Origin of the sequence: Paenibacillus sp. CH40, assembly GCF_024213605.1 — a bacterium.
In the GTDB taxonomy this organism is placed as follows: Bacteria; Bacillota; Bacilli; order Paenibacillales; family Paenibacillaceae; genus Paenibacillus; species Paenibacillus polymyxa_B.
The window spans coordinates 33,025-58,402 of the sequence record NZ_JANAVQ010000006.1 but is presented as its reverse complement, the minus strand read 5'-3'; the positions used below and the strand labels follow the sequence as shown (position 1 = coordinate 58,402).

Genomic DNA, 25,378 nt, shown 5'->3' with positions numbered 1-25,378 from the left:
TGACATTAAAAAAAGCAGCAAATCTCTTGGTTAAAGAGACTTGCTGCTTCACTCTGATATTGATTAAAAACTAAAGTTCGAAGTTATTTGGACGCCTTTGGCTGCGTTGTTTTAGCTGGTTTAACAGTCGCGGGTTTGGTCGTTTTAACAGCTGGCTTTGCTGTTGCTTTTGCGGGAGCCACAGCTTCCTTTACAGGAGTCGTTGCTGCACTAGGCTTAGCGCCAGCTTTTAAGCTGTATTTGGCAAAGCCGTCTGCCGCGCTGCTCAAGTATGAAATTTGTTGATTTCCTGCCAGCACGTCTTTGGCATCAGGAGAGGACTCGAAAGTAACCTTTGCCTGACCAAAAGGAGCAATAGACCAGTTGCCATCCGCCGATGGATTAATCGTTCCGTTCGTACGGATATAGTCAACAATGACCTGGCGACTTTCATCCGGTGCTGCCATCACAATTCGTTTGCCATCTGGGTTGGCCAGTTTGGATGAGGAAGCACGATAGTTATTGGTGGCCACGATAAATTTCTGTGCAGGATCTATCGCTTTTCCATTGTATTGCAGATCCTTGATACGATGAGCTGAGGAATCAATAATAGTTCCCTTGGCATCATATCGTGCAGGCTGAGTTACATCAATCTGGTAATTCACACCGTCAATGACATCAAAATTGTAGGTTGGGAAATCTTTGTTGATCAGCGATTGCTCCTCAGTTTGCTTTGGATCAATGCGGTTGAACTGACCTGCAGACCACTCCAGCCATTCCTGAATTTCAGCACCGGTCACTTCTACAGCATGAACCGTGTTCGGATACACATACAGGTCGGATACGTTTTTAATCGCTACCGTACCTTCAGGAATATTGGTGTAATACTCGGCTCCGTTTCGACCGCCGGCCTTGAACGGAGCGCCTGCCGACAATACTGGAAGTTTTTCGTATTCAGTTCCTTTAAGATGGTTTTGAACATACCATTTCTGTGCATTCGTCACGATTTGAATGGAAGGGTCGTCCTGCACTAATGCAAAATAGCTGGTAATCGGTGCAGTCGTTGTTCCAACAGGTTGACGAATATAATCCAGCGTTCCTTTATGCTCTTCCTTGATCGAATCTGTCAGTTTGTAGTCAGGAGTAAACTGCACAGCCTGGTTTGTGGTACTCACAACCGGACGCACTTCAGACTGAGAATTCGTTACGTGCCACTCATCTTTTTTCTTTTCCAGGCTCAGGTCAATAATTCCCAGATCCTTGCCCCATGAAGAAGCTTCCACGGCCGGCACGCCATTAATGGTTCCCTTATCCAGATCTACGCCGCTCATTTCTTTAAAATCAGGGCCAGGGAAAGATTTATGAGCATGCCCAAACAGAATAGCGTTAATTCCGTCCACCTGGCTCAAATATTTAACGGCATTCTCCATCATTGGCGTTTGTGGCACATCCTCATAACCCGTATGCGCAAGCACGACAATAATGTCAGCACCTTCTGTTTTCATTTGAGGAATAAACTTTTTCGCCGTTTCCACAATATCCTTCGTAACGACCTTATCCTTTAAATTGGCTTCATCCCACTGCATAATTTGAGGTGTGACCAAGCCGATGACACCCACTCTGAGCGCATGCTCTTCACCTTTCTCATCCGTTACCGTTTTATCAAGAATTCGATAAGGGGTAAAATAATTTTTAGTAGCTTGCCCCCCCTTATCAACATAAACATTCGCATTTACGTAAGGAAAATCGGCTCCCTTGAGCGATTTCTCCAGAAAGTCGAGGCCGTAGTTGAATTCGTGGTTGCCCACTGTCGCCGCATCATAGCCCATCAAGTTCATCATCTTGTAGACCGGATGGACACCGCCCTCTTTCTCGAAGGTTTTATTTCTGGCCATATAATCGCCTAATGGATTGCCCTGCAGCAAATCACCGTTATCGAACAGCATGCTGTTTCTCGTTTCACTACGCGCCTGTTGGATCAAACTGGCTGTGCTAATCAGGCCATATTCGTTGGTTTCTTTGTCCGAATAGTAATCGTAGTTCATCAGGGATGCATGAATATCCGTTGTTTCCATGATCCGCAAATTCACTGTAGCGCTATCGCGAGAATTGCTAGCTGCCCAGGTTGGAGCGGCTGAAAACACCAGCATGCTACAAGCTACAACTGTTGCTGTAAACCCTTTAAACCAATTTTTACGAAATAACAAAATATACCCCTCCTCATTAAGGTGTATGCCTCATATACATACTTTTGCACATATATGTAAGCCTTGAACCCACCATTTCTATTTTAATCCAACGCCAGACAAAAGAGTAGTCATTCACTTAAATTATTTATGAAAAAATAATTAATTCTCTCAAAAACAAAAAAACCAGCACACCTCCTAAAAAACTCGGAGATTCACTGGTTTATCCATTTATATTCTCGTTATTTATTCCACACTTGGCGCTCCGTTTGCTGACCCACATACTCAATGCGAGTCGGATTCACGTCCAGAATGACATAATCGGGATCATCCGGTCCGGAAAACCATTCCTTCAAGGAATCGTTCCACACTTGTTTGCGTAGCCCCTCATCAGCTGTAATCTGGACAGTAGCCTCCACTTCTACGACTTCCTTGGTACCGCCAACTTCATAACCCAGCAGTAGATAAGCATTCGGATTATCCTTTAGCTCATCCACTTTATGCGTTTTACGATCTGTCGCCAGATGAATGTTCATTCCATCGTTAAAAAGGGCCATATAGCGTACTTTCGGTTTGCCACCCTCTACCGTACCTAACGAGCAAAATTTGTTGTTATCCAAAGCCTTCACAATGGCTTGTTCTAGTTGGCTACGATCCAATGTTTCCGTTTTACCCACAGTACAACAACTCCTTTTCACGAATTAGAATTCTCTACGGCCATGCCATTGGGCACCAGCCCATCTGAACCTACCTGCGCAGCTGTTCTGAAAATAACATGACCCGATCAGATCGGATTGATGCATGCTCATTTTCAGATCAAAGCTCACAGTAAAAGTGTACCCTGTCGTTCGGCAAATGAACCGCCATCTCTTCCTCCATGCTGGACAGACCCGCATTCAAGGCATATAATCGTCGTAGTAAACCCGAATAAATGAACCCATTAAACCATACAATGCCAGGGGTGCTGGAATCGGCCGGCTGAGAGTGTGTCCCAAGACACTGACCCTTACAACCTGATCTGGGTAATGCCAGCGTAGGAATGCTTAAGCAAGATGTGCCTTTTTTACATAGGACCATCCCTTACTTTGGTATATACAAGCGCAAGCGTCCCGGAACCTCGGGGCGCTTTTTTTGTTGAAGATTAAGTTGTTGGAAAGATTGCGTCCGGCAGATGTTATTTTTATGAAAATGGGGAACATAAGCTGTCTGATTGGACGGATAACGGGTAATTAAAGGAGAGAACACAACGATGAAGCGCATGAAAATGTTAAGCCTGGGACTGATCAGTCTGTGGCTCATGGCCCTGACCCTGACCGCTTGCGGTGGAAGTCCCTCCACATCCCAAGAAGCGGCTCCCGCTACCAACACTCAAACGTCTACTCCGGCAAAGGAGCTCAAAGATGTTAAAGTCGTGCTCGATTGGACACCCAATACGAATCATACGGGACTCTATGTTGCCAAGGACAAAGGATTTTACGAAAAAGCGGGTTTGAATGTCCAAATTATTCAACCTGGTTCAGGCGGAGCCGATCAAATGGTTGCCTCTAATGCTGCACCTTTTGGTATCAGCTACCAAGAAGGCGTCACACAGGCTCGTACGCAAGGCGTGCCGCTTGTATCCATCGCTGCGGTGATTCAGCATAATACCTCAGGCTTCGCAGCCCCGGTAGATCGCGGAATTAAGAGCCCGAAAGATTTTGAAGGTAAAAAATACGGCGGTTGGGGCTCTCCCGTAGAAGAAGCGGTCATGAAATCCATCATGGATTCAGACAAAGGCGATGTGAGCAAAGTGAAGATCGTCAACATGGGCAATGCAGACTATTTTACAGCCGTGAAGCGGGATATCGACTTTGCCTGGATTTTCTACGCATGGACCGGAATTGAGGCCCAGCTTCGAGGTGAGCCATTGGATATGCTGTATGTAAAAGATTATTCCAAAAGCCTCGATTACTATACACCTGTAATTGTGAGCAACGAACAGACAATAAAAAATGATCCAGAGCTAGTCAAAGCGTTCATGGACGCTACCGCACAAGGCTATGAATACACTATCGCCCATCCAGAAGAAGCCGCGAACATCTTAAGCAAAGCTGTACCGGAGCTGGATAAAAAACTGGTACTTGCCAGCCAAAAATGGCTAAGCCCGCGTTATCAGGACGATGCCGCGCAATGGGGTGTGCAAAAAGCGGAGGTATGGCAAAACTATTCGGACTGGATGTACGAACGCAAGCTGCTCAGCAAGCCTTTGGAAGTCGATAAAGCCTTCACAAACGACTTCTTGCCCAAGCGTTGATCATTTGTTAAAACACTAAATAAGACTGAACTAGAGAAGTGAACGAAGCGCCACTACGCAGTCGGATGGTGCTTCCCATCGCTGTTGTACCCAGATTTCTTTTATGAATATCCAGAGGTTGAAATCTGGGTACAAAGGCGAACGCTAACGCTTGTACAGCACCATTCCGCCCACTTCGTTCTCGTTCCACTTGGTTTATTCTTTAGTCTCATAGTGTCTAAGCGCAAAAGCAGGTACGCTTATGTGAGAAAAATACAAAATAACGTACAACCTAGCTTTAAAAATAAGGTGCTTTTTAAGGCGGTTGGCAGCGTAGCGGTTCATTTGAATCTGGAGAAGCGCAGCGTTCGCCTTTGCCGTGGGATTCTTACCTTTTAAAATTTATTCAAAGAATCCCACGGCAACAGCGATCGTAAGATCAAATGAAACGCGAAGCGGTCTCACCCGCTTTAAACCACCCTATTTTCTCAAAACAACTCCACAATAAAGGACAGGTGAATTTCATGGCTAACACACTGCTCAGTATTCAAGTAATCCCTAAAACTCCTAATAACGAGGACTCTTACCCGTATGTAGATAAGGCGATTGAGGTCATTCAGCGCTCCGGCGTCAAACATCAGGTGAATCCATTGGATACGACCATGGAGGGCGAGCTCGACGAGTTGCTGAAAGTGGTTAAAGAAATGCACGAGGCTTTGACGGAAGCGGGCAGTCCCAGCGTCATTTCACAGATCAAAATCGCACATAACCCACAAGGCATCAGCATGAACAAGCTGACCGAGAAATATCGCCCATGAATCCGAAAGGCAAGAACGCATCCTGGTGGAAAAGCGTATGGCCGCCCCTTGTGGCGGTCCTCTTCTTTTTAGCGGCTTGGCAGGGAGCGGTTTCCTATTTACATATTGAATCCTGGCTGCTGCCAGCTCCATCCCTAATCGTACAAGAAGGCATGGCGCAATCGGCGTTGCTTGGCACCCATACATGGGCTACAATTCGTCTGACACTTGCGGGATTCGCTATAGGGACAGCAACGGGACTGTTGATCGCCATCGTTCTTCATACGATTCCTTTTCTCAAATCCGCCCTGTATCCGCTGCTTATCCTGAGCCAAAACATTCCGATCATCGCCCTCGGTCCGTTGCTCATGGTGTGGTTTGGTTTTGGCGTGCTGCCCAAGCTCATGGTCATTACCTTAGTATGCTTTTTTCCCGTCGCTGTAGCGGCCATGGACGGGCTGACTCGAACAGACCGTACGATGATGAACTATATGCGGATGTCGGGTGCAAGCCGCATGTCTATTTTTATGAAGCTGGAGCTGCCACATTCCTTGCCGCAAGTCTTTTCTGGCGTTAAAATTGCTGCTACCTATAGTGTGATGGGCGCGATCATTGCCGAGTGGATCGGAGCTAGTGAAGGAATTGGATATTATATGCTGCTGCAAAAATCGGCCTATCGCACGGATCTCATTTTTGCTGCCATCGGCATTATTGTCGCACTCAGCTTACTCATGTTTGTGGTTATTTTACTACTGGAGAAATGGTTGGTTCGCTGGAAACCCGATCGAGAGTAGCTTCCTCCTTGAATTAAAGACAGCAAAGAAAGGACGTGGCGCGTATGAGTCTGCATCCGATTGACTTATCATCACACAACGTGGTTAATGAACAACGAGCCGGGGAACAACAGAGTCCTTCAACTGCTCCTCCTGCTTTGGAATTGGACGGGATCAGCCTTGCCTTCCGCGAAAAGCGAAGCTTACTGCCCGTACTGCAGGATGTATCCCTCACCGTCAAGCCGGGAGAATTCGTTTCCCTCATCGGTCCGTCAGGCAGCGGCAAAAGCACGCTGTTTCACATCATCGGTGGGCTACTCAAACCCCAGCAGGGACGTATCCGTATGCACGGACGGGACATGACTGGTGAACGTGGGCATATCAGCTATATGCCGCAGCAGCCCGCCCTTTTTCCGTGGCGTACCACGCTGGACAACGTACTGCTTGGGCAGGAAAATGCTCCACGTAAAACTACAGCAGTCCCCCCTGAGTACGCCAGTGAACGCGAGCGTCGCAAAGAAGCCTTGCAATGGCTCGAACAGGTTGGACTTGGTAAATTCGCCAAGGCGTATCCACATACGCTGTCTGGTGGAATGCAACAGCGCGCAGCCTTTCTACGAGCACTACTCAGCCCGCAGGAATTAATGCTGCTGGATGAGCCGTTCAGCGCACTCGATGCGCTGACACGTGCAGACATGCAGCAATGGTTATTACGCATGTGGGAGAAGAACCGCCGTTCTGTGCTGTTTATTACCCACAGCATTGAAGAAGCGCTGCTGCTCTCCGACCGCATCTATGTGCTGTCGGCGCGACCTGCTTCGGTGGTGCATGTCGTAGATGTCCCTTTTCCCCGCCCGCGCAGGGAAGAAATCACCCTTGATCCGCTCTTTATTGAATGGAAGAGGACCATGACCAGCTGGATGCGCGAGGAAAAGTACAAACTGGACGCCAACATGGACAATGCTCAGAGCGTCCACAAGAATATCCCGGAAGATGGATTGAATCGACATGAGTGACGTAAAAGTTCGATGTGCATTGAAATGGAACAGCCAAACAAAGCCAGGCTTGGATTTGACCGCAATTGAGCCCGCTCCATTGATCGACGCGCATATTCATGTAGACAGCTACCCGCCTGAACAACAGGAGTTATTGCTCGCTTCACTTGCCGATAGCAGTGTCCAAGCCGTGATAGCCGTGTCGATGCATCTGGGCTCCAGCCGAGCCAATCTACGGTTAGCCAAGCGTTACCCCGAGCTGGTACGACCAGCCTTTGGCTTTCATCCCGAACAGGCTCTTCCACCGCAAGCTGAGCTTGACCTCTTATTCGACTGGATGGACGAACATATACAGCAGATGGTCGCCGTGGGTGAAGTCGGCTTGCCCTATTACAATCGGCTGGAAGCCTCACAGAGCGGTTCACCTTTTGACCTCGCTCCCTACATAGCGCTGCTGGAGCGTTTTATCCAGTTTGCAAGCGAGCATAACAAGCCCATTGTCCTGCACGCCGTTTATGAGGACGCAGACATCGCCTGTGACCTTCTGGAACGTCACAGCGTCACGCAGGCGCATTTTCACTGGTTTAAAGGCTCTGCCGCCACAACCGAACGTATGGCGCGGAACGGCTATTATGTTTCCTTCACACCGGATCTCCTGTACGAAGAAGAGATCCGCAGTTTGGCAAGACAGTATCCGTCTGATCAGATCATGGCAGAGACAGACGGTCCCTGGCCGTTCGAGGGGCCTTTTACTGGACAAGAGACACATCCCCGGATGACTGCCGACGTCATTCGCGCGTATAGCAAGCTGACCCATCAAGATGAATCTGCCGTCCGTCAAATATTTTATGAAAATACGAGACGCTTTTACTCACTATCTGATTGATAAAGGATACCAGCTATTTACTCACTGGAAGGTTTACAACCACAACATGCAACTAAAGCAAAGAACCTCCTTATTTACGTGGGACTTCATCATGCGTAAATAAAGGAGGTTCTTGTATTTTACAGAGTTTTTTGTCGCTACTCAGCTTTTATTGCTTCAAGAAACCCTTCTGTTCCAAAAATGGCTTCATCTGCAAACGTGCTGGCTCGGTCAGTCTCGCGGCCATTTGCTCAGACCATGGCGTAGAGCGTTGACCGCCCGTACGCTCCTTCAAATATTCGGCTGATGTGTGGTCGTATACCTCTACAGCTTTCATCGTCTGATTTTTGTCGTAGCCGTTCATATGCAAAACACCGGACAGCGGAAGACGTGGGCGCAAGCCCGTTTCCTGATCTGGTACACCAATACACATACCGAACACTGGATACACCAGCTCTGGCAACCCTAGCAACTCAGATACCTCTGCTATTTTAGTACGAATACCGCCAATGTACACGATGCCCAGGCCCAGTGATTCAGCGGCTACCGCTGCATTTTGTGCAGCTAACGCGGCATCAATGGTCGCAACCGTATAGTTTTCGACGGACCCTTCGTAGGAAGGCTGGCCTGGCTGATGGTGGACTGTGACCTGCTTCAAACGGTACAGATCTGCGCACCATACCAGAAACGCGGGGCATTGCTCAACATAAGCCTGCCCTCCTGCCAACTCGGCCAGTTTTGTTTTTAAAGAAGGCTCGGTAACGGCAATAACGGTATATGCCTGCACATTGCTGGACGAGGATGCCATTTGGCCAGCTGCCACAATAGCTGCGAGCTGCTCGTCGGTAACGGCGGCGTCTGACTTGAACTTTCGCACAGACCGGTGATTCATCAACAAGGAAATCGTATCATTCATGACTGCTTCACTCCTAATCCATAATATAAGCTCTTTATCTACTTCAAGCTGTGAGTATACGAAGAAGCTCTTGCATGCTTGCATGGCACTCCTACAAATATTATGAAACTTTCGCGAATGATAAGCAACCTGACGTGATGAAGGTTAACAGTATGGTTTAAAAAAACAAACGCAACAAAAAGCAAGCACGCAGAAAACCAATTGTGCGTACTTGCTCTATACTCTGATAATAACTTTATCTCGCAACAGATGTCCGACAGCACGCTATCCTGCTGGTGCATCCATACATTTACAGCTTCACCCGTTGGAGACGCAGTGCATTTAGCACAACCGAAACAGAGCTAAATGCCATGGCTGCTCCCGCCAACCATGGAGCAAGGAAGCCCAAAGCGGCAATCGGAATACCGATCACGTTATAACCGAGCGCCCAAAACAGATTTTGCCGTATGTTTGTCATCGTCCGGCGGCTCATTTCGATCGCGTCAGGAATGCTGTTCAGGTTGCCGCGCATGAGGGTAATATCCGCCGCCTCCATGGCCACATCCGTTCCCGTGCCCATCGCCATCCCAATATTAGCAGTAGCCAGCGCAGGCGCATCGTTAATACCATCCCCAACCATAGCTACGATCATGCCTTGTTCCTGAAGCCGTTTCACTTCCTCAGCCTTTCCTTCAGGCAGCACCTCCGCCAGCACTCGTTCAATCCCGGCCTCGGCGGCAACAGCCCGCGCAGTCCTTTCATTGTCACCCGTAATCATGATGACTTCAATGTTCATCGCCCGCAGACGGGCAACGGCCTCCCGTGACGTTTCTTTAATCGTGTCCGCTACGGCCACCAATCCGGCATAGGAACCGTCCACAGCGACCAGCATCGCGGTTTTCCCTGCGTTTTCCAGCTCATTCATATACTGCTCGGCTGAGTCATCTATTGCGATGCCTTCCCTGCTCATCAATCGGCGTGTACCCGCCAATACCTGCTTACCTTCCACATGCGCCTTCACACCATAACCCGGAATATTTTCAAAATCTGTCGGTCCTACCAGCTCAATTCCTCGATCTGCAATCCCCTTTACAATGGCTTCCGCCAGCGGATGCTCCGAGCTTTTTTCTGCTGCACCGAGCAACCGCAGCAAATCGTTTTCAGCCAAGCCGCTTGCACCAACCATAACATCTGTCAGCTCTGGCTTGCCGTTCGTAACTGTTCCTGTCTTATCCAATACCACTGCGTTGACTGAACGGGTCATTTCCAAATGCTCGCCGCCCTTGAACAAAATACCGTATTCAGCGGCACGTCCCGATCCTGCCATAATGGACGTTGGAGTAGCCAAGCCGAGTGCACAAGGACAAGCAATGACGAGAACTGCAATCATTTTCTCCAGTGAGCCTGCAAAATCAGTCGGCGTCACAAGGAAAAACCAGACGATAAAGGCTAATACAGCAATAGCAACAACAATGGGGACAAAAATACCGGAAATCTGATCCGCAATCCGCTGAATCGGAGCCTTAGAGTTTTGTGCATCTTCCACGACCTTAATAATACGGGACAACGCCGTATCACCACCCACACGCTCGGCCTGAATACGTAGTACCCCGTTTTTATTAAGCGTCGCCCCTGTAACTGCGGAACCTGCTTCTTTTTCAACCGGAAGACTCTCACCACTTAACATGGATTCGTCCACTGCGGAACGTCCGTCCACGACCACACCATCGACAGGAATTTTCTCGCCGGGTCGTACAATAAAGATATCCTTCACACGTACCTGTTCGATCGGTATATCAAGCTCTTGTCCATCACGTACTACACGTGCCGTCGTCGCCTGTAGGCTCATCAGGCTCTTGATCGCCTCGGACGAACGCCCTTTGGCTACCGCTTCGAACCATTTACCCACTAAAATAAGCGTAATTAGTACTGCACTTGTCTCGTAATACAGCTCTGGCATGGTCATGACAGGCATTCCCGCCATCCCCTCCATGACATCAGACGGACGCAGCGTAAGGTACAAGCTGTAAAAATAAGCCGCAGACGTACCCAGTGCAACTAACACATCCATATTCGAACTCCCGTTGCGAAGCGCTTTGTACGCGCCCACATAAAACTGCCAACCAATGACGAACTGAATCGGCGTTGTCAGCACTAGTTGGAACCATGGATTCAAGAACAGTTCCGGCACATAAATCCATGACGTAAAGGAAAAATGAGCCACCATCGCCCACAACAACGGAAACGACAGCACTGCGGACACAATCCACTTCCATTTTTTACGATGGATATCCTTACTGCGCACATCCGCGATATTGTCCTCAGCGCTCTGCGGGATCGCTCCGTAGCCTAGCTGTTCAATCTTACTCACCAGATCACCAACCGCAATACTCCCCGCGGCATATTCCACATGAGCTGTTTCCATCGCCAAGTTTACCGTGGCACCTGTTACACCAGGCATCCGATTCAATCCCTTTTCAATCCGGGTTGCACAGGCCGCACAAGTCATGCCCGTCACATTCAGATTGGCTTCTTCACTTACAGTTCCAAACCCAAGAGAAGCAATTTTATCGCGAAACTCAGGGATCTCCACCTGCTTGGGATCATAGGATATCGACGCCTGCTCCAAAGCCAAATTCACATTAGCCTGTGCCACACCATCTATTCGATTTAAACCTTTCTCAATACGGCTTGCACAGGCGGCGCAGGACATCCCCGTAATGTGAAGCGTTGTCTGCTTGTCACCGTCAGTCGCACGGTTTTCCATGGTAACCCTCCTCTTATACCCCAGTGGGGTATATCATATCCAAAAAGAAAAAGCTTCTAATATGGAAGCTTCTCCTTCGAAACAAGTCTGTTCACACATAAAACATCTTCAGCTTAAACAACATCATAGCCTTGGTCTTCAATGGCTGTTTTCAGAGCTTCAACGTTCAGCTTGGACTCGTCATATTCTACATTCACTTGTTTCGTTTCGAGGCTGACCTTGCCGATAGCGCCAACTTTCTCCAAAGCCCCTTCTACTGCCTTCACGCAATGATTGCAGCTCATGCCTTCTACGTTCAATGTAACTTGTGCCATTTCTTTTCCTCCTCAGGGATACTTCCGTACCCATAATGTGTATGATTACTACTCTTAACGGATTAGCTTTTTGACCGTAACCAGCAGCTCGTCAATCACTTCCTGCTCTCCTGCCTGCATGCGCTCAATGACACAGCTTTTCATATGCCCTTCCAGCAGCAGCTTACCAACACCATTCAGTGCGGACTGGACAGCCGCAATCTGGTTCAGTACATCGTCACAGTAGGTATCCTTCTCAATCAAGCCCTTAATTCCGCGAACCTGACCTTCAATACGGTTCAACCGGGATACGAGGCTGTTCTTGAACTCTGCCGAATGATGACTTTTTCTAACTGTCTTTTCCCCGTCTGTTCCACAGTGATTCTCATGGATTTGAGTGTGGGAAACAGGTTGCTCCTCAGCCATACATCAGCCTCCTGTGTGGTGTATATATGCATTTATGCATTTCTTATACCCCTATCATAATATACCCCCACGGGGTATGTCAACCTTCCAGAAAAATGTCACTTTTTCGCCCTATTTTATACTTTTGAGCGTGTTTCCTTAGCAAGTACGACAAAGCTTAATAGCGCGCCAATCTCGGCTATAGCTATAACGACCGCCATCGGTACGGGGGTTGTTCCACTCCCCAAGCCTACTAGCGGTGAAGCGATGGAACCCAGCAATAGAGGCAACAAACCAAGCATGGCGGACGCACTGCCTGCGGAGCGCTGCTGACTCTGCATTGCCAATGAAGTCGTCGTTGTACTTACAATCCCTACGCAGGAAACAATAAAAAACAGAGGAACTAAAACAGCAAACAATTGGCCTCCGGTAAAGGCTACAGTAAGCAAGCTGATTCCGGCTACAGCCGCAATTACCAGACCCGACAAGAGCAACTGTCGTTCGCTGAAGCGACCTACGAGTCTACCCGTCAACTGCGAAAACAGTACAATCCCCAAACCATTCACTGCAAAAATGATGCTATACGTCTGAGGGGAAACCCCGAAAATATCCTGAAGCACGAATGGTGAGCCAGCGATATACGCGAACATCGCTCCTGTAATCAGCGCCTGTGAGAGGGCATAGCCCATAAAGCGTCGATCGGCAAACAGATGACCGAGTGTTCCCAGCGTCTGCTTCAAGCCACCGGACGAGCGGCGGTTAGTTGCCAACGTTTCTGGCAAACCCAACACGACGGCAATCAGCATAGCCACGCCGACTACACAAAGCACCATGAATACACCACGCCAGGAAACAAAGTTCAATATGACACCGCCCAGTACTGGTGCAGCAATGGGGGCCACGCCGTTCACCAGCATGAGCAGTGAGAAAAAGCGTGTCAACTCTTTGCCCGAGTAAAGATCACGGGCTACAGCTCTGGAAATCACGATCCCCGCCGACCCCGTAAGCCCTTGAATAAAGCGAAGCGCAATGAGCATACCGATACTCGGCGCAAACACGCATAACAGCGAAGCAGCAGCGTACAGAATGAGCGAGATCACCAGCGGTCCTCTGCGACCCCTTACGTCGCTAAGCGGACCAGCAACGATCTGGCCAACGGCCAGTCCCAACAGACAGGCGGTCAAACTAAGCTGCGCCAGCGAAGTGGTCGTATGCAAATTGTCGGCTAATGTAGGCAGCGACGGCAAATACATATCTATGGACAACGGCCCGAAAGCACTCAATGCACCCAGGACAAAGGCGATCCATAATATTCGCGATTTGGTCATATCTGCGGCAACCATAACAGTATTGGATAACCGGTTCATAATAATTATCATCCTTTTCACAAAATATAAATAATTACTTCAATACATCATGATATCACTCATTTCGTCTGGCTTCGAATAATTACACGCTAATCCGCAATTTTTTTTCAAAACTGCTATATATCAGGCAGGAATTTACCAATTTCAGGTCGAATTATACGGTAACCAAAACAAAAATTTGTGGAATCTGGAGAATGATAATGGTCTATGATGGAGTGCTACTGGGTCTCATTGTAGGTCTGTTCAGAGGAGGCTGGCGGCAAGGTCTGATCCGTTTCAGTCAAATTCGCCTTATAGCCGGCTGGATGTTCCCTGTGCTGCTGCTGGTACAATTCATTATTTTTTATGCCCAGGAAAAGTGGGCTTGGCTGGCAGCCATTAACGGGTATCTATTTATGGGAGTCTACGTGGTTGGATTGATATTTCTCTGGTTGAACAGACATCATAAGGGATTCAAGCTTATTATAATCGGCGTATTGATGAATTTTATCGTTATGGCTGTGAATGGCGGCAGGATGCCGGTCTCGTTGAGCGCTTCGGAGGTGCTGGGTCCCTATTATACAGATATGCTTAAATCCGGAAGTGTCATCTCGAAACATTACATGATGGATGCGAGCACGCGTCTATCATTGCTTGGTGACATTATTCCTCTCTCCAAGCCCTATCCCCGCACGCAGGTAATTAGTATTGGAGATGTGGTCATGAACTTCGGGATGTTCCTGTTTATCCAAAGCATTATGGTCGTGAAGAGAACTAAGGATAAGCAGCAAGAAACCAATCCCCACCACGCCTAGTACGCACCTTATTCCAAGGAAGGGAGGGAACCCTATGAAAAACTTGAAATACTCCCGTGTGATTATCAATGCTATTATCGTGGCTTCTGTCATCATTGCTTTGACTTCCGGTTACAAAATCGGGGGCTAGTCACCGATAAGAAAAAAAGGAAGCACAGGCTCAACAAAACAGGCTGGATTCCGGCCTGTTTTTTCATGTGAAATTTTCGATTACAAAATTGTAAATTATCCCATTCACCCCTGGTAGCTTTGACATCAAGATACGACAAGGCAGGAGAAGAAATGATGAGTATAATAAAAAAGCTGCAAGAACGGGTTACCGCGACGGGAATATATGTGTTTTTCATATGTTTGGCAGGCGTGATCGTCCTCCTGTATACGAACCAATGGTCCTTTTTGCACTATACGACAACAGAGTGGGTCACGATCTATTCCCTGTTGGGTGCCGTTCTGATTCTGGAGCATTTTACATTCCAGCTACCACCGGCCAGTAACAAACAGTCCATGGATTCCTCCGTGTATCTGGCTTGTATTTTTGTGCATGGCACCGAAATTGCTATTCTGATTTTGTTGTTAAATGTAATCATTGCCATGTTCCGGCACACAGAGCTGTCCTGGTGGAAGCATACCGCCAATTTTTCCATTTACGCCCTTTCCATTTTCCTGTCTTCAACAGTATTTGAACTAAGCGGCGGAACGCAGGGGGCTTTAAACCAAGATCATTTCGCTTCCTACCTGCTGGCGTTGATTTGCTACTTTGCGGTGAACACCATCACACTGGGCATCTACTTTTATATCGCATACAAAGGGTCCTTCAATGAGCTTAAACAGGCTTTTTTGGCTGAATCCCTGCTCGTATACTTATGTACACTCATTCTGTCTTTGGTATTGACTACACTGATTTATAACAACGGCATTCTAGGACTTTTGCTGTTCCTTGGGCTAAGCATGCTCCTATCTCACGCATTCAAGCAAATGTTCACGCTGTATCGGGAAATCGAAGAAAAAGCGAACATGGATCGCAGAACAGGGCTATACAATCACAGCTACTTTGAAAATACACTTGAAGCTGAATTAAATATATCCAGATCCGAGAATACTCCTCTCAGTCTGGCTCTGATTGATATAGATGATTTCAAAAAATACAATGATCATTTCGGTCACCTCAAAGGCGATCAGCTACTGGGATTTCTCGGTGAATTTCTTAAAAAGGAGACCTCCGGCACCCACATCACCGTATCCCGCTATGGTGGAGAAGAATTCACTCTGCTGATGCCCGGTCATACCGCTGAACAAGCATACGAAATAGTTAATGCTATTCGAAAAAGATTAAATGATTCTCGTTATGAGGGTGTTGAAATTTTTCCACACGGCTGTCTGTCCTTCTCCGCAGGCATTGCACAAAGTCGCATTGACATCTACGACAAATCACAGCTGGTCGATCTGGCGGATAAAGCCCTGTACTACGCCAAGAAACAGGGAAAAAACATCGTTCATACGCATGGAAGTTTAAATGAAGTGGAGCGCGAGGTCGATCTGGGGCAAGATATTCGTGATCTTGAACAGCAGCTTAATTTGTTCTTGTACAAGGATATTAACACTTTCAAGCATTCCAAACGGGTATTCAGATATGCAGCAGACATGAGCGATGTGCTTCAGCTCGGACCAGAGGATAAGCGGCGTTTCATACTAGGTGCCCTCATTCATGACATTGGTAAACTGGAGATTCCCTGGAATATCCTCAATAAAAAAGAGAAGCTGTCCGGTGAGGAATGGCAGATGGTGCAAGCGCATGTTATGTGGGGCAAACGAATTGTCGAAGCCAACGAACGATTCATAGATTTGGTTCCTTTTGTGGAGCTGCATCATGAACGTTATGACGGAGGAGGCTATCCGTTTGGCTTTAAGGGCGAGCAAATTCCACGTTTATGTCGGATGCTGACGATCATCGACTCTTTTGATGCGATGACAACTGAGCGCCCCTATCAACCCACCAAAACGTTCGAGGAGGCCATTGAAGAACTACGTGCTTGCTCGGGTAGCCAATTCGATCCCAAACTAACGGCTACTTTTATCCATTATATTCAACATAAGCAACCTGCTTTCACGGATTTCATAGAAACAGGGCTCTAATTCCTTCATTGGCTCTTCCTCTTTGCCCCTAGCGTGGTTGAAATCGTCCTGAATTCAACCACGCTAGGGGTTTTCATATGATTGGCATTTTGTATAATGCTTATTATTTCAAATTTCATATAAATGTCATAATTCGCTCCATCTATTCACGCCATATGCACTATGATTAAGATAGGAATGGGTTTGTCCGTATAAAATGTTACAAATGGGGATATCCTCGCTTCAAGTAATCGAGAGAAGGTGACTTCACAGGCATGTTGTACCTGTCCAGACCAGCCCGTATGGCTTGTCTTTTATTGCTGTGCCTCCCCCTTCTAATCCTGTTTCCTCACTCTTCGTGGGCTCATGCATTTGTCATTGAATCCAGTCCGACCGAAAATCAGGTTTTGGACAAGTCGCCTTCTCAGGTGACCATCACCTTCAATGAAGATTTGCAATCTGCCTTCATGTCGATCAAAGTGACCGACGAAACAGGCAAGCGGGTCGACACAGGAAAAGCACAGCTCAACCCGAATCATAAAGCCACCATGGAAATCCAATTGATTCCAGGGATGAAAAATGGAATTTACTCCGTCAATTGGAGAGCTTTATCCGCAGACGGACATCCGGTTAATGGAGTCATTCCATTTCAAGTAGGCAGCGGTTCCAATGCGCCTACCCATCAAGCTGCCGCATCTGAAGGCTCAGGGACATCACGAATCGACTTAATTGCTGTCCGTTGGTTTCTTTACATAGGACTATCGCTGCTTTTTGGAGCGATTTGTTTCCGGCTGTTCATCTTACCGAGCATAAGCCAAGACAAGAATCGAAGTGAACAGCATCAGCAAAATCAGCGGCCCTTTGACACATTGCCCCGCTGGACTAAGCTACTATGGAGCGGCTACGGCATAACGTCTGCCGCCATTCTGATCAGCCTGCCACTTCAGGCTTCATGGGATGCCGGGGTTTCTATCAGGGAGGGCTTCTCACTCCCGATTCTGGGAGAAGCCCTCCAGTTTACTGGAGCCGGGCAAATTTGGTTTATCCAGATGATTCTCGTGCTGCTCCTAAGCGTAACGCTGATTTACGCGCTGGATTACAGCATTTCGGATCGCCAGCGCCGTCTTTGGGGCTACAGCTCAGCTCTCCTAACGCTATGCCTTATGCTGTCCAAAGCCTTTGTCGGTCATCCGGCAGCGGCTACCCATCCAGCTCCGGCCATTGCGGCGGACTTTGTCCATCTCGCGGCAGCAGCTTTTTGGATCGGCTCACTTGCCGTCATGGTCGTGTGCCTGCCTGTTGCCGGAGCGGAGTTGCCCGTATCCGAGCGGGCAACTCTGCGGCAAGCCGCCCTGCGCCGCTTTGCCGGCTGGGGCATTGCTATGGTGGCAGCGCTACTTGCCACCGGTATATATGGAGCCGTGCTGTACATTCCGGCTCCCTCCATGCTGCTGAACACGTCCTATGGACTCGTTCTGCTCGGCAAGGCAGCGCTGCTGCTAGTCATGCTGGCCTTTGCGGCCAGCCAGTTCCGCAGCGCAAGGCAAGCGGCGCCCAGCAAGCAAGCCGCCCGGGGATTGCGTGCCGAGGTGTCCGTCGGCCTGCTCGTGATGCTGTTGACTGCGGTGCTCACTCACCTGTCACCCGGCCAGGCACCTGCTGTACCGTTTGAGGAGACTCGCACTACGGGCGGATACAACGTTACGCTGTCAGTCAGTCCCAATGCAGTGGGCAGTAATGAATTCAAGGTATCCGTTCAGGATAGCAAAGGTGCTGCCGTTTCAGGAATCCAGCAGATCACATTAACGCTCACTCCAGCAGACCCTGACCAAGATCAACAGGAATTTGTTCTACCCGTGAAGCAGCAACAACCATTCCGCAGTCAGGAATTGATGACCTCCGAAGGAACATGGGCGGTAAAAGTACATGCTCTAACGGCATCACTCGATGCGGTTGATGCTGAATTCACCCTGCATGTAGGCGGTAAAAAATAATTATTTTATGTTTAAAAGGAGCGAATTGAATATGAATACAACGATTCAAACAGCAAAATCCAGATTTTCCAGGTTTGCGACCTCTGTGAGTCTAATTGCAGCTGGTGCCTTACTTTTTGCAGGTATGGCCAGTGCACATGTGACAGTCAAGCCTTCTGTTTCACAACCTAATGCGTGGGAAACGTACACATTGAAAGTACCCGTGGAAAAAAACATTCCAACCACCAAAGTCGCCTTGAAAATTCCGAAAGAGGTCGTTTTCAAACAATACGAGCCTGTACCGGATTGGAAAGTAGCCACCGAAAAAGACAGCTCTGGCAAAATAACCACCGTGACCTGGACGACTGAAAAAGACGGCATTCAAGCGGGTCAGTATCAGAGTTTCAGCTTTGTAGCGCAAAATGCAGACCAGAATACCGCAGCACCCTGGGACGCCTTCCAATATTACAGTGACGGAAGTATCGTGGAATGGACAGGTGACGAAGGAAGTAATAATCCACATTCCATTACCGAAATCACGGCGGATGCCACGTCCGCAACTCCTGCCCCTGCCGCAGACAGCGGACACGATTCAGCAGGCACGGCAGCAGGCCATACGAGCACAGATGCGGCTAAAGATAGCAGCAGCCCCGCACCTGCTTCGAACAATGCTGTAGAAGCTACACCTGCCGCTTCTGCTCCAGCCAGCTCTGCTGCACAAACGACAGCACTCGTCCTCTCGATCATTGCAGTCGTTCTTGGTGCCGCAGCTGTCGGCATTGCACTCAAGCGCCGCAAGTAATCTGGGTTACGGATAAAGGTTAAGACCGTTTTAAAAAGAAAAGCTGACACCTATTTTAAAGGGGTCAGCTTTTTTGGTATGAAAGAAAACGATAATATTCAGCTTAAATACATACTTAGATTCATCTCATCCTATTATTTCACATTCACCTTTCTATCATTTTTTTGGTAAAATAGGTAGAACCCTCACGATTCTAACATGATAGCATTGCAATCTATTGAGCATAGGAGATCATAGGATGAAAATCGTAAATAAGGCTCTGTTATCTAGTGCTATCTTTCTGAGTACCACAGTGGGCATCTATAGCCCCTTGGCACAAGCCGAGGCTGGCAAGATCAGCATTATGCTGGACGGATATCCATTACCGTTCCCTGTACAACCTGCCATGATGAACGGCACGACCATGGTTCCCTTTCGCGCTATTTCTGAGGCTCTTGGCATTACAGTGAAATGGGATCAAGCCAGCCAAAGCATCACCGCTACCAAAGCGCAAGGCTCTGCTACCAAGCAGGTGGTTCTAAAGATGGGTAGCCGCAATGCCACAGTGGACGGACAAACGGTTCAACTAACAGCCGCTCCGCAAACCGTGCACGGCAGCACCATGATTCCGCTGGGCTTTTTCGGGCAGCAGTTTGGAGCCACGGTGAACTGGAACCAGGGAACACGGACGGTCTCCATTACATCGCCACGTGAAGCTATGTATACAGTAGGCTTCTATGCGCTGTCTTCCTTTGACCAAAAATCCAAAATACCGGATTTTAACGCAGTTGCCTTCGGCTGGAGTCGAATTGATACGAACGGACAATTTACGACAAACGGCAAGGAATACAAATGGCCTCAAGCCGCTGGAACCGTAACGCCGGAATCCATTGTGCAGGAGGCAGACAGCCAGGGGACTACCCCTTACCTGATGGTCTATTCCGGAGATGGCAATCACGAGCTGACCAAAGTTTTGGAAAATGCGCAGCTTCAAGAACAGACCATTTCCCAAATCGTCAGCACCGCCACCGACAAACAATTTAAAGGCATTACGCTAGACCTGGAAGGATTGGGCTGGAGCGGCGATAAAGCCAAAGCGCGTTCAGACTACAACGCCTTTATTAAAAAGCTATCGGCCAAAGCGCATCAGGCTGGACTCAAGCTCACCGTCGTTCTGCATCCGCTGAACAGCTCTTACTCTGGCTATGACTACAAGACGCTGGGCAATCTGGCGGACGATCTGATCATCATGGCCTATGATTACGGACAGAAGGCTACTCCTGAGCCTTTGGAAAAAGTGGATGAAGCCATACAACTGGCCTTGAAGGAAACCTCGCGGGACAAGCTCATTTTGGGGATTTCGATGGGTAGCGAAAAAGACAGCACCGTTAACGCCAAGATCGGTTTAGCCAAACGTTATGACCTCAAAGGAATCGCTATCTGGCGCTTGGGTATCATTGGAGAAACAGCCTGGGCACAGATGAACGAAGCCATCGAGTTTAAATAAGTGTATCTGACCTTATTCCGCCCGCTAATGATTTCTTATGCGTCTTCTATGAAATCATTTGGCGGGCTTTCTTCATCCCCTTTAACAAAAGTGCTTGCCTGATTTGGAAGTTGTCGTCACAGGTCGCAACCCTGTTCTCCATAGAAGATCCCCCAGTCTCTCATAAAATCCAGCAACGGCCTTAACGTATCTCCTAACGGGGTAAGCGAGTATTCCACACGCGGTGGATTCTCATTATAAATTTCACGGTGCACAATGCCATCTCGCTCCAATTCGCGCAACTGCAAGGTTAGCATCCGTTGTGTAATATTAGGCAAGGTCCGTCGAATTTCGTTATAGCGCCGCGGTCCTGTGGTCAAATGATACAAGATGACTCCCTTCCATTTGCCTCCTATAACCCCGACGGTTTTCGCTACTGGGCATCCAAAATTAACGCTAACTGCATGTTCCATCTCCTGTGCCATGTATACCCCTTCTTTCTGTAGAATGTGTAAACCAATAGCCCCCGACGTATGACAAGGAACAAATATGTGCGTACTTGTTCCCTGCAAAAACTTTCTATATGATAACTATATATTCGATATCAGCTCTCATTATAGTAGCAGAAAACCCATAGAGTACCAACTAAACCCATACCCAAAGGAGTACATTTTATGTCTAATACATCAGCTAAAAAACAGGAAATTCTGGACGCCTTTCTGTTCAGGCACGCCACGAAAGAATTCGATCCCAATCGCATCATACCGGAAGAGGATTTTCAGTTCATTCTCGAAACCGGACGACTTTCTCCAAGCTCCGTCGGTTTTGAACCATGGCAGTTTGTAGTTGTGCAAAATCAGGCATTGAGAGAAAAGCTGGCTGCAGTTTCCAGCGGCGGTCAAAAGCAGATTCCTGCGGCTAGCCACGTCGTCCTGATTTTGGCGCGCAAGGATGTTCGTTATGATTCTCCTTACGTGGAGTATATGTATAAAGAGATTAAAGGTATGTCTGAAGAGGACTTTGCCTCACTGCCAGGCCGCTATAAGATTTTCCAGGGTGAAAATCAACGTCTGCTGGAAAACGAACGTACGTTATTTGACTGGGCTTCCAAGCAAACCTACATTGCCTTAGGCAATATGATGACAGCAGCGGCTCAGATCGGTATTGATTCCTGTCCAATTGAAGGCTTTAACTACGATCAGGTGCATGCCATTTTGGAGAAAGAAGGACTGCTAGAGAACGGGCTGCTCGATATTTCAGTCATTGCTGCCTTCGGTTATCGCGCTCATGAACCCAAGCGGGAAAAATCCAGACAACCACTGGAAAAGGTCACCCGCTGGATTCTGTAATCTAATATCCCGAGTCTCTCCCCCAAACACTGAACACTGAAGCATCAAAAAAGGCGGGCTGCGGCACTTCATCTGAATGATGAATCTACCGCAGCCCGCCTTTTTAGGTCACTTCAATCTCTATTAAAATACCCTTGGAAGCCAGGTTATCCAGGCACTCCTTCATATACTCATCGTCATGCTCCACATATGCACCCGCGCCTGCCAGTTCCTCACCCAGCTCCGCCTCCCAAGGCTCACACTGCTTACCGCGATACAACGGCTGTTCCCACAGGGGATCAACATTGTACCCTCTGCTTTTCATTTCGTCCATAATGAGCCTATGATAGCGCACCAGCAGCATGGGGTGATAATCGAACACATAATTCACGGTGGCGTGTGGCTTGCCCCACCCATTTCCGCGCAGGGCGCAGCACTCACGATGTTGCCCCAGCAGTTGCGGACGGGGTAACTTGTCGATTAAATGTTCATGCCAGAGCCTCATGCTTCCACAACCCTATCTGTCGCTTTTTCTGTTCTAATGGATTAGCATACGGATACCTGTCAGCACAATACCGATCAGGAAGCCTGTAACTGCGCCATTAATACGTATCCACTGTAAATCCTGTCCCAGTTTGTCCTCCATCAGTGCAATCAGGGATTTGTTATCCATCTTGTCTACATTTTCGCGCACCAAGTTACCAATCCGACTATGGTTAGCTTCCACCAGTCCAGTAATACCTTCCACAATTCGCACATTGATCTTGTCCAGCAGCTCGGTATTCCCTCTTAAATCAGTCAGCATCCGATCCAATAGCGGTAAAATATAGGTCTGCACATAGCTTCCGTCTTCCATGTAGTCCAATAAGCGTATACGCAGCTCTTCCATTTTGCCCAGCACTGACGCATCGCCTTCCCAGGCTTCAACAAGGCTATCCTTCCAGCCGTTCAACCCTTCCTGAACCGTATCTTTCGTCGCCAATCGGGTCACCTGTGTTTTCAGACCATCCAGCACAGCCTGACGGCGCGGGTGCTCTTCCCTTTGCAGTTCTGCTACCTGATCCAGCAGGAAATGACGAATCATTTCACCCATACGCTCTTCGTTCAGATAGCCGAGGAATGCGTTCAAAGCAAATTGCATCAGCCCGCTCACCTGCAAACCACTGACAGCCTGCATCCCTAAGGTGCCCAGCGTATAACCCGTTTCGGGTCGCAAAAGCCAGGACTCGGCTTGCTCCAGCGTGTAATCCAGTGCGCGGCGATCATAGCCCTTCTCGCTGGTCTGATGAGCAAGCGCCTCCAGCAGCGGTCCGGCGTCAAAGTCAGTCATCTGCCGCTTCAGCTCGGCCACGATGACCGGAGCCAATTCCGCGAGCGGGAGGGACTGGACAAGCCGCTTGGCAAGAACATCTATGGATGCCGCCGCCTCCGGCGTGCGCAATCCTTTTTCCACACCGCCCAGCACCAAATCGGCCAAACGGATATCTGCAATTTTAGACGCGATGCTGTCTTTGTTTAGCAGGTTATTTTCCACCGTACTCACCAATGCATTCGTGAGCTTGTCCCTATTTTTAGGAAGCAGCGCGGTGTGTGGTATCGGAATGCCTAGCGGATGACGGAACAAAGCAGTGACAGCGAACCAGTCTGCCAGTCCCCCTACAAGTCCTGCCTCAAAAGCTCCGGCTAACAAACGAGCCCAGCCATATTGCTGGAAGGGCAATGTGGCTGCAAAGCCTGCCCCTAGAATAACGAGCGACCAAGCCGCTGCGGTTTTCGTATTTTTTGGTTTTCCCATCCTGTAATCCTCCAAACTGACTGTCGAGTAAGTAAAGCACTATACCTGTATTACCCATCATATCATTGCCGGTGTCATTTCCAAAGTTGAAAGCACTTGAGATGAAACGCGCAAGGGCACTTTTTGCGTAATTTTTTATGCATATATCTCTCTTTTTTACATTCATGTTTGTGAACAAAATCACAGCACTGGGCCCAAACTCTTATTTTCAATAATAAGCCTTACGAACCATTTTATCAGAACCAAGTCCCATTTTTTTTAAACCGAAAGGAGAAGTGAACAAGAAAGTTGAATGGGCATAAGATACCTTTTTTCAGTACCATGTTGGTATTTGACCTCAGAAAGGATTTGAATCCATGATAACCCCAGATTCTTTCAACAGCATTCGACTTTTTCGTATGGATTACCAGGTTATATATCCATAAAAAGTGATACTCCCATAAAATTCAAACACATATTTTGCTATATAGACATATTTGATGTGATAAAATAAACTTTTATAAATAGGGAATCATGTTTAATCAGTCATTATATATTGGTAATTCAAACCAAGATATGCTAGATAAAATTGCTTTTTTGTAAAGGAATTGAATATGACAACAGACCAAAAAAACAACGTGGGCCTCTGGAATGGCGATCCGGTCGTTATTGTACGCACTCCCTCCGCTTTTGCCAAGCAATCCCTTTTATATATCCAGGAATTAGGCTACTTCCAAAAAACTTCTGCTTTTACGATGGAAAGGAAAGAACTTGCCTCTTTTTTGCTTGTCTTTACGTTGTCTGGTAAGGGAGAATTACTGTACCGGGGCAAGAAATATATCATAAAACCTCAAGATTTGTTCTTTGTTAATTGCGAGGAATATGTTCAATACAGCACCTCCAGTCATGAATCCTGGGAGTTTATCAGCCTGTACCTGTATGGCAATCTGATTGAAAATTTTTACGAACAATTTGCCAAGCATAATAAACCGGTCATTTCCATGCATAATCCGCATATTATATTGGATAAGCTCCATGCTCTGATTTGTGGGCAGTCTGACAGAAGTCTTTCCGCTGAGCTACTAACGTCCAGGCTCATTGGTGAAATACTAACGTGCATTTTGCAACATCCCTATGATCATCCGTGTGTGAATGCTGAAACCCTGAGCGAAGTACGCCGGGTACAGCAATATTTGGATCAGTCCTACTGTGAGCGAATAACACTGGACTCGCTGGCAGATATGTTTGAATTAAACAAGTTTAATCTGGCTAAAAATTTCAAAAAGCAGATCGGTTTCTCTCCGATTGATTATCTCATTAATGTCCGTATCACAGCCGCTCAAAGCTGGCTTAAAACCAGTGACATGTCCATTGTGGATATCGCAAGGTACGTAGGGATTCCCAATACGAGCCATTTTATTAACCTATTCAAGGAGCATGTAGGAGAAACACCTCATTCCTTCCGCAAAAAATGGGGGAACCGTTCAAAGTTGTAAATGAGAGGTTACATGAAATCAGTTTGATAGATGATAGACG

At 47.8% G+C, this 25,378-nt stretch carries 24 protein-coding genes and 1 riboswitch; of the genes, 13 read left to right on the top strand and 11 right to left on the bottom strand.

The window, feature by feature from the left end; translation table 11 throughout:
• Positions 1–83: 83 nt before the first annotated feature.
• Together NLX73_RS17920 and NLX73_RS17915 are read right to left on the bottom strand one after the other, a co-directional pair.
• Positions 84–2,186, bottom strand: coding sequence for a bifunctional 2',3'-cyclic-nucleotide 2'-phosphodiesterase/3'-nucleotidase (locus NLX73_RS17920; RefSeq protein WP_254326872.1), 2,103 nt, complete (start codon positions 2,184–2,186; stop codon positions 84–86).
• A gap of 221 nt (positions 2,187–2,407) precedes the next feature.
• Positions 2,408–2,842: a pyridoxamine 5'-phosphate oxidase family protein gene (locus NLX73_RS17915; RefSeq protein ID WP_061831133.1), complete on the bottom strand. Its 435-nt coding sequence runs from the start codon at positions 2,840–2,842 to the stop codon at positions 2,408–2,410.
• A gap of 270 nt (positions 2,843–3,112) precedes the next feature.
• A riboswitch (TPP riboswitch) is annotated at positions 3,113–3,222 on the top strand.
• A gap of 192 nt (positions 3,223–3,414) precedes the next feature.
• Here NLX73_RS17915 and NLX73_RS17910 point away from each other — a divergent pair.
• Positions 3,415–4,458, top strand: a complete 1,044-nt coding sequence (locus NLX73_RS17910; RefSeq protein WP_254326871.1) for an ABC transporter substrate-binding protein — start codon at positions 3,415–3,417, stop codon at positions 4,456–4,458.
• A gap of 7 nt (positions 4,459–4,465) precedes the next feature.
• On the opposite strand, the gene NLX73_RS17905 is transcribed toward NLX73_RS17910, so the two are convergent.
• The gene (locus NLX73_RS17905) at positions 4,466–4,648 is read right to left on the bottom strand and encodes a hypothetical protein (protein WP_254326870.1); all 183 of its coding nucleotides are present in this window, start codon (positions 4,646–4,648) and stop codon (positions 4,466–4,468) included.
• Positions 4,649–4,701: 53 nt separating this feature from the next.
• On the opposite strand from NLX73_RS17905, the gene NLX73_RS25005 reads away from it, so the two are divergent.
• The 5 genes from NLX73_RS25005 (at position 4,702) to NLX73_RS17885 (ending at position 7,888) form a co-directional block, all read left to right on the top strand.
• Positions 4,702–4,836, top strand: a complete 135-nt coding sequence (locus NLX73_RS25005) for a hypothetical protein (RefSeq protein ID WP_302055477.1) — start codon at positions 4,702–4,704, stop codon at positions 4,834–4,836.
• Positions 4,837–4,961: 125 nt separating this feature from the next.
• On the top strand, positions 4,962–5,255 hold the full coding sequence (locus NLX73_RS17900) for an MTH1187 family thiamine-binding protein (protein ID WP_016818835.1): 294 nt from the start codon (positions 4,962–4,964) through the stop codon (positions 5,253–5,255).
• A complete protein-coding gene (locus NLX73_RS17895) occupies positions 5,252–6,028 on the top strand; it encodes an ABC transporter permease (RefSeq protein ID WP_069290919.1) in 777 nt (258 codons plus the stop codon). Before NLX73_RS17900 ends, NLX73_RS17895 begins: the two co-directional genes overlap by 4 nt.
• A gap of 44 nt (positions 6,029–6,072) precedes the next feature.
• Positions 6,073–7,023, top strand: a complete 951-nt coding sequence (locus NLX73_RS17890) for an ABC transporter ATP-binding protein (protein WP_254326869.1) — start codon at positions 6,073–6,075, stop codon at positions 7,021–7,023.
• Positions 7,016–7,888 carry a TatD family hydrolase gene (locus NLX73_RS17885; protein WP_254326868.1) on the top strand — a complete coding sequence of 291 codons (873 nt, stop codon included), beginning with the start codon at positions 7,016–7,018 and terminating at the stop codon, positions 7,886–7,888. The genes NLX73_RS17890 and NLX73_RS17885 overlap by 8 nt, the downstream gene beginning before the upstream one ends.
• Positions 7,889–8,036: 148 nt before the next feature.
• Here NLX73_RS17885 and nfsA read toward each other — a convergent pair whose 3' ends face one another.
• The 5 genes from nfsA to NLX73_RS17860 form a co-directional block, all read right to left on the bottom strand.
• On the bottom strand, positions 8,037–8,783 hold the full coding sequence (gene nfsA / locus NLX73_RS17880; protein WP_254326867.1) for an oxygen-insensitive NADPH nitroreductase: 747 nt from the start codon (positions 8,781–8,783) through the stop codon (positions 8,037–8,039).
• A gap of 289 nt (positions 8,784–9,072) precedes the next feature.
• Positions 9,073–11,529, bottom strand: coding sequence for a heavy metal translocating P-type ATPase (locus NLX73_RS17875; protein ID WP_254326866.1), 2,457 nt, complete (start codon positions 11,527–11,529; stop codon positions 9,073–9,075).
• 113 nt (positions 11,530–11,642) lie between these two features.
• The gene (locus tag NLX73_RS17870; protein WP_254326865.1) at positions 11,643–11,843 is read right to left on the bottom strand and encodes a copper ion binding protein; all 201 of its coding nucleotides are present in this window, start codon (positions 11,841–11,843) and stop codon (positions 11,643–11,645) included.
• A gap of 54 nt (positions 11,844–11,897) precedes the next feature.
• The gene (locus NLX73_RS17865; protein ID WP_069290915.1) at positions 11,898–12,248 is read right to left on the bottom strand and encodes a metal-sensitive transcriptional regulator; all 351 of its coding nucleotides are present in this window, start codon (positions 12,246–12,248) and stop codon (positions 11,898–11,900) included.
• A 116-nt stretch (positions 12,249–12,364) separates the two neighbouring features.
• Positions 12,365–13,594 carry a multidrug effflux MFS transporter gene (locus NLX73_RS17860; protein ID WP_254326864.1) on the bottom strand — a complete coding sequence of 410 codons (1,230 nt, stop codon included), beginning with the start codon at positions 13,592–13,594 and terminating at the stop codon, positions 12,365–12,367.
• A 200-nt stretch (positions 13,595–13,794) separates the two neighbouring features.
• Between NLX73_RS17860 and NLX73_RS17855 the strand changes: the two genes are divergently transcribed.
• The 5 genes from NLX73_RS17855 to NLX73_RS17835 all read left to right on the top strand — a co-directional run bounded on the left by NLX73_RS17855 (position 13,795) and on the right by NLX73_RS17835 (position 20,761).
• Complete coding sequence (locus NLX73_RS17855) at positions 13,795–14,388, top strand: DUF5317 domain-containing protein (protein ID WP_039270279.1); 594 nt, start codon at positions 13,795–13,797, stop codon at positions 14,386–14,388.
• Positions 14,389–14,670: 282 nt separating this feature from the next.
• Entirely contained in the window at positions 14,671–16,521 is a 1,851-nt protein-coding gene (locus NLX73_RS17850) for a bifunctional diguanylate cyclase/phosphohydrolase (RefSeq protein WP_254326863.1), read from the top strand.
• A 254-nt stretch (positions 16,522–16,775) separates the two neighbouring features.
• Positions 16,776–18,494 (top strand): copper resistance CopC/CopD family protein, encoded by a 1,719-nt coding sequence (locus tag NLX73_RS17845; protein WP_254326862.1) that lies wholly within the window; start codon positions 16,776–16,778, stop codon positions 18,492–18,494.
• A 31-nt stretch (positions 18,495–18,525) separates the two neighbouring features.
• On the top strand, positions 18,526–19,275 hold the full coding sequence (locus NLX73_RS17840; RefSeq protein WP_254326861.1) for a YcnI family copper-binding membrane protein: 750 nt from the start codon (positions 18,526–18,528) through the stop codon (positions 19,273–19,275).
• 238 nt (positions 19,276–19,513) lie between these two features.
• Positions 19,514–20,761, top strand: coding sequence for a stalk domain-containing protein (locus tag NLX73_RS17835; RefSeq protein WP_254326860.1), 1,248 nt, complete (start codon positions 19,514–19,516; stop codon positions 20,759–20,761).
• Positions 20,762–20,877: 116 nt separating this feature from the next.
• On the opposite strand, the gene NLX73_RS17830 is transcribed toward NLX73_RS17835, so the two are convergent.
• A complete protein-coding gene (locus NLX73_RS17830) occupies positions 20,878–21,225 on the bottom strand; it encodes a winged helix-turn-helix transcriptional regulator (protein ID WP_302055476.1) in 348 nt (115 codons plus the stop codon).
• A 189-nt stretch (positions 21,226–21,414) separates the two neighbouring features.
• On the opposite strand from NLX73_RS17830, the gene NLX73_RS17825 reads away from it, so the two are divergent.
• Positions 21,415–22,089 (top strand): NAD(P)H-dependent oxidoreductase, encoded by a 675-nt coding sequence (locus NLX73_RS17825; protein WP_254326859.1) that lies wholly within the window; start codon positions 21,415–21,417, stop codon positions 22,087–22,089.
• Between the two features lie 103 nt (positions 22,090–22,192).
• Here NLX73_RS17825 and NLX73_RS17820 read toward each other — a convergent pair whose 3' ends face one another.
• Both NLX73_RS17820 and NLX73_RS17815 read right to left on the bottom strand, forming a co-directional pair.
• Positions 22,193–22,573 (bottom strand): TIGR02328 family protein, encoded by a 381-nt coding sequence (locus NLX73_RS17820; RefSeq protein WP_029514679.1) that lies wholly within the window; start codon positions 22,571–22,573, stop codon positions 22,193–22,195.
• 33 nt (positions 22,574–22,606) lie between these two features.
• Positions 22,607–23,863 (bottom strand): DUF445 domain-containing protein, encoded by a 1,257-nt coding sequence (locus NLX73_RS17815; RefSeq protein WP_254326858.1) that lies wholly within the window; start codon positions 23,861–23,863, stop codon positions 22,607–22,609.
• A gap of 593 nt (positions 23,864–24,456) precedes the next feature.
• Here NLX73_RS17815 and NLX73_RS17810 point away from each other — a divergent pair.
• Positions 24,457–25,338: an AraC family transcriptional regulator gene (locus NLX73_RS17810; RefSeq protein WP_250259716.1), complete on the top strand. Its 882-nt coding sequence runs from the start codon at positions 24,457–24,459 to the stop codon at positions 25,336–25,338.
• Positions 25,339–25,378: the final 40 nt, after the last annotated feature.

Bases quoted from the DNA above. Each gene is read 5' to 3' on its own strand.
- NLX73_RS17835 (WP_254326860.1), top strand. From the start codon at position 19,514: ATGAAAATCGTAAATAAGGCTCTGTTATCTAGTGCTATCTTTCTGAGT.
- NLX73_RS17870 (WP_254326865.1), bottom strand. From the start codon at position 11,843: ATGGCACAAGTTACATTGAACGTAGAAGGCATGAGCTGCAATCATTGC.
- nfsA (WP_254326867.1), bottom strand. From the start codon at position 8,783: ATGAATGATACGATTTCCTTGTTGATGAATCACCGGTCTGTGCGAAAG.
- NLX73_RS17825 (WP_254326859.1), top strand. From the start codon at position 21,415: ATGTCTAATACATCAGCTAAAAAACAGGAAATTCTGGACGCCTTTCTG.
- NLX73_RS17845 (WP_254326862.1), top strand. From the start codon at position 16,776: ATGTTGTACCTGTCCAGACCAGCCCGTATGGCTTGTCTTTTATTGCTG.
- NLX73_RS17895 (WP_069290919.1), top strand. From the start codon at position 5,252: ATGAATCCGAAAGGCAAGAACGCATCCTGGTGGAAAAGCGTATGGCCG.
- NLX73_RS17855 (WP_039270279.1), top strand. From the start codon at position 13,795: ATGGTCTATGATGGAGTGCTACTGGGTCTCATTGTAGGTCTGTTCAGA.
- NLX73_RS17860 (WP_254326864.1), bottom strand. From the start codon at position 13,594: ATGAACCGGTTATCCAATACTGTTATGGTTGCCGCAGATATGACCAAA.
- NLX73_RS17830 (WP_302055476.1), bottom strand. From the start codon at position 21,225: ATGGCACAGGAGATGGAACATGCAGTTAGCGTTAATTTTGGATGCCCA.
- NLX73_RS17875 (WP_254326866.1), bottom strand. From the start codon at position 11,529: ATGGAAAACCGTGCGACTGACGGTGACAAGCAGACAACGCTTCACATT.
- NLX73_RS17900 (WP_016818835.1), top strand. From the start codon at position 4,962: ATGGCTAACACACTGCTCAGTATTCAAGTAATCCCTAAAACTCCTAAT.
- NLX73_RS17865 (WP_069290915.1), bottom strand. From the start codon at position 12,248: ATGGCTGAGGAGCAACCTGTTTCCCACACTCAAATCCATGAGAATCAC.
- NLX73_RS17910 (WP_254326871.1), top strand. From the start codon at position 3,415: ATGAAGCGCATGAAAATGTTAAGCCTGGGACTGATCAGTCTGTGGCTC.
- NLX73_RS17840 (WP_254326861.1), top strand. From the start codon at position 18,526: ATGAATACAACGATTCAAACAGCAAAATCCAGATTTTCCAGGTTTGCG.
- NLX73_RS17815 (WP_254326858.1), bottom strand. From the start codon at position 23,863: ATGGGAAAACCAAAAAATACGAAAACCGCAGCGGCTTGGTCGCTCGTT.
- NLX73_RS17810 (WP_250259716.1), top strand. From the start codon at position 24,457: ATGACAACAGACCAAAAAAACAACGTGGGCCTCTGGAATGGCGATCCG.
- NLX73_RS17850 (WP_254326863.1), top strand. From the start codon at position 14,671: ATGATGAGTATAATAAAAAAGCTGCAAGAACGGGTTACCGCGACGGGA.
- NLX73_RS17890 (WP_254326869.1), top strand. From the start codon at position 6,073: ATGAGTCTGCATCCGATTGACTTATCATCACACAACGTGGTTAATGAA.
- NLX73_RS17885 (WP_254326868.1), top strand. From the start codon at position 7,016: ATGAGTGACGTAAAAGTTCGATGTGCATTGAAATGGAACAGCCAAACA.
- NLX73_RS17820 (WP_029514679.1), bottom strand. From the start codon at position 22,573: ATGAGGCTCTGGCATGAACATTTAATCGACAAGTTACCCCGTCCGCAA.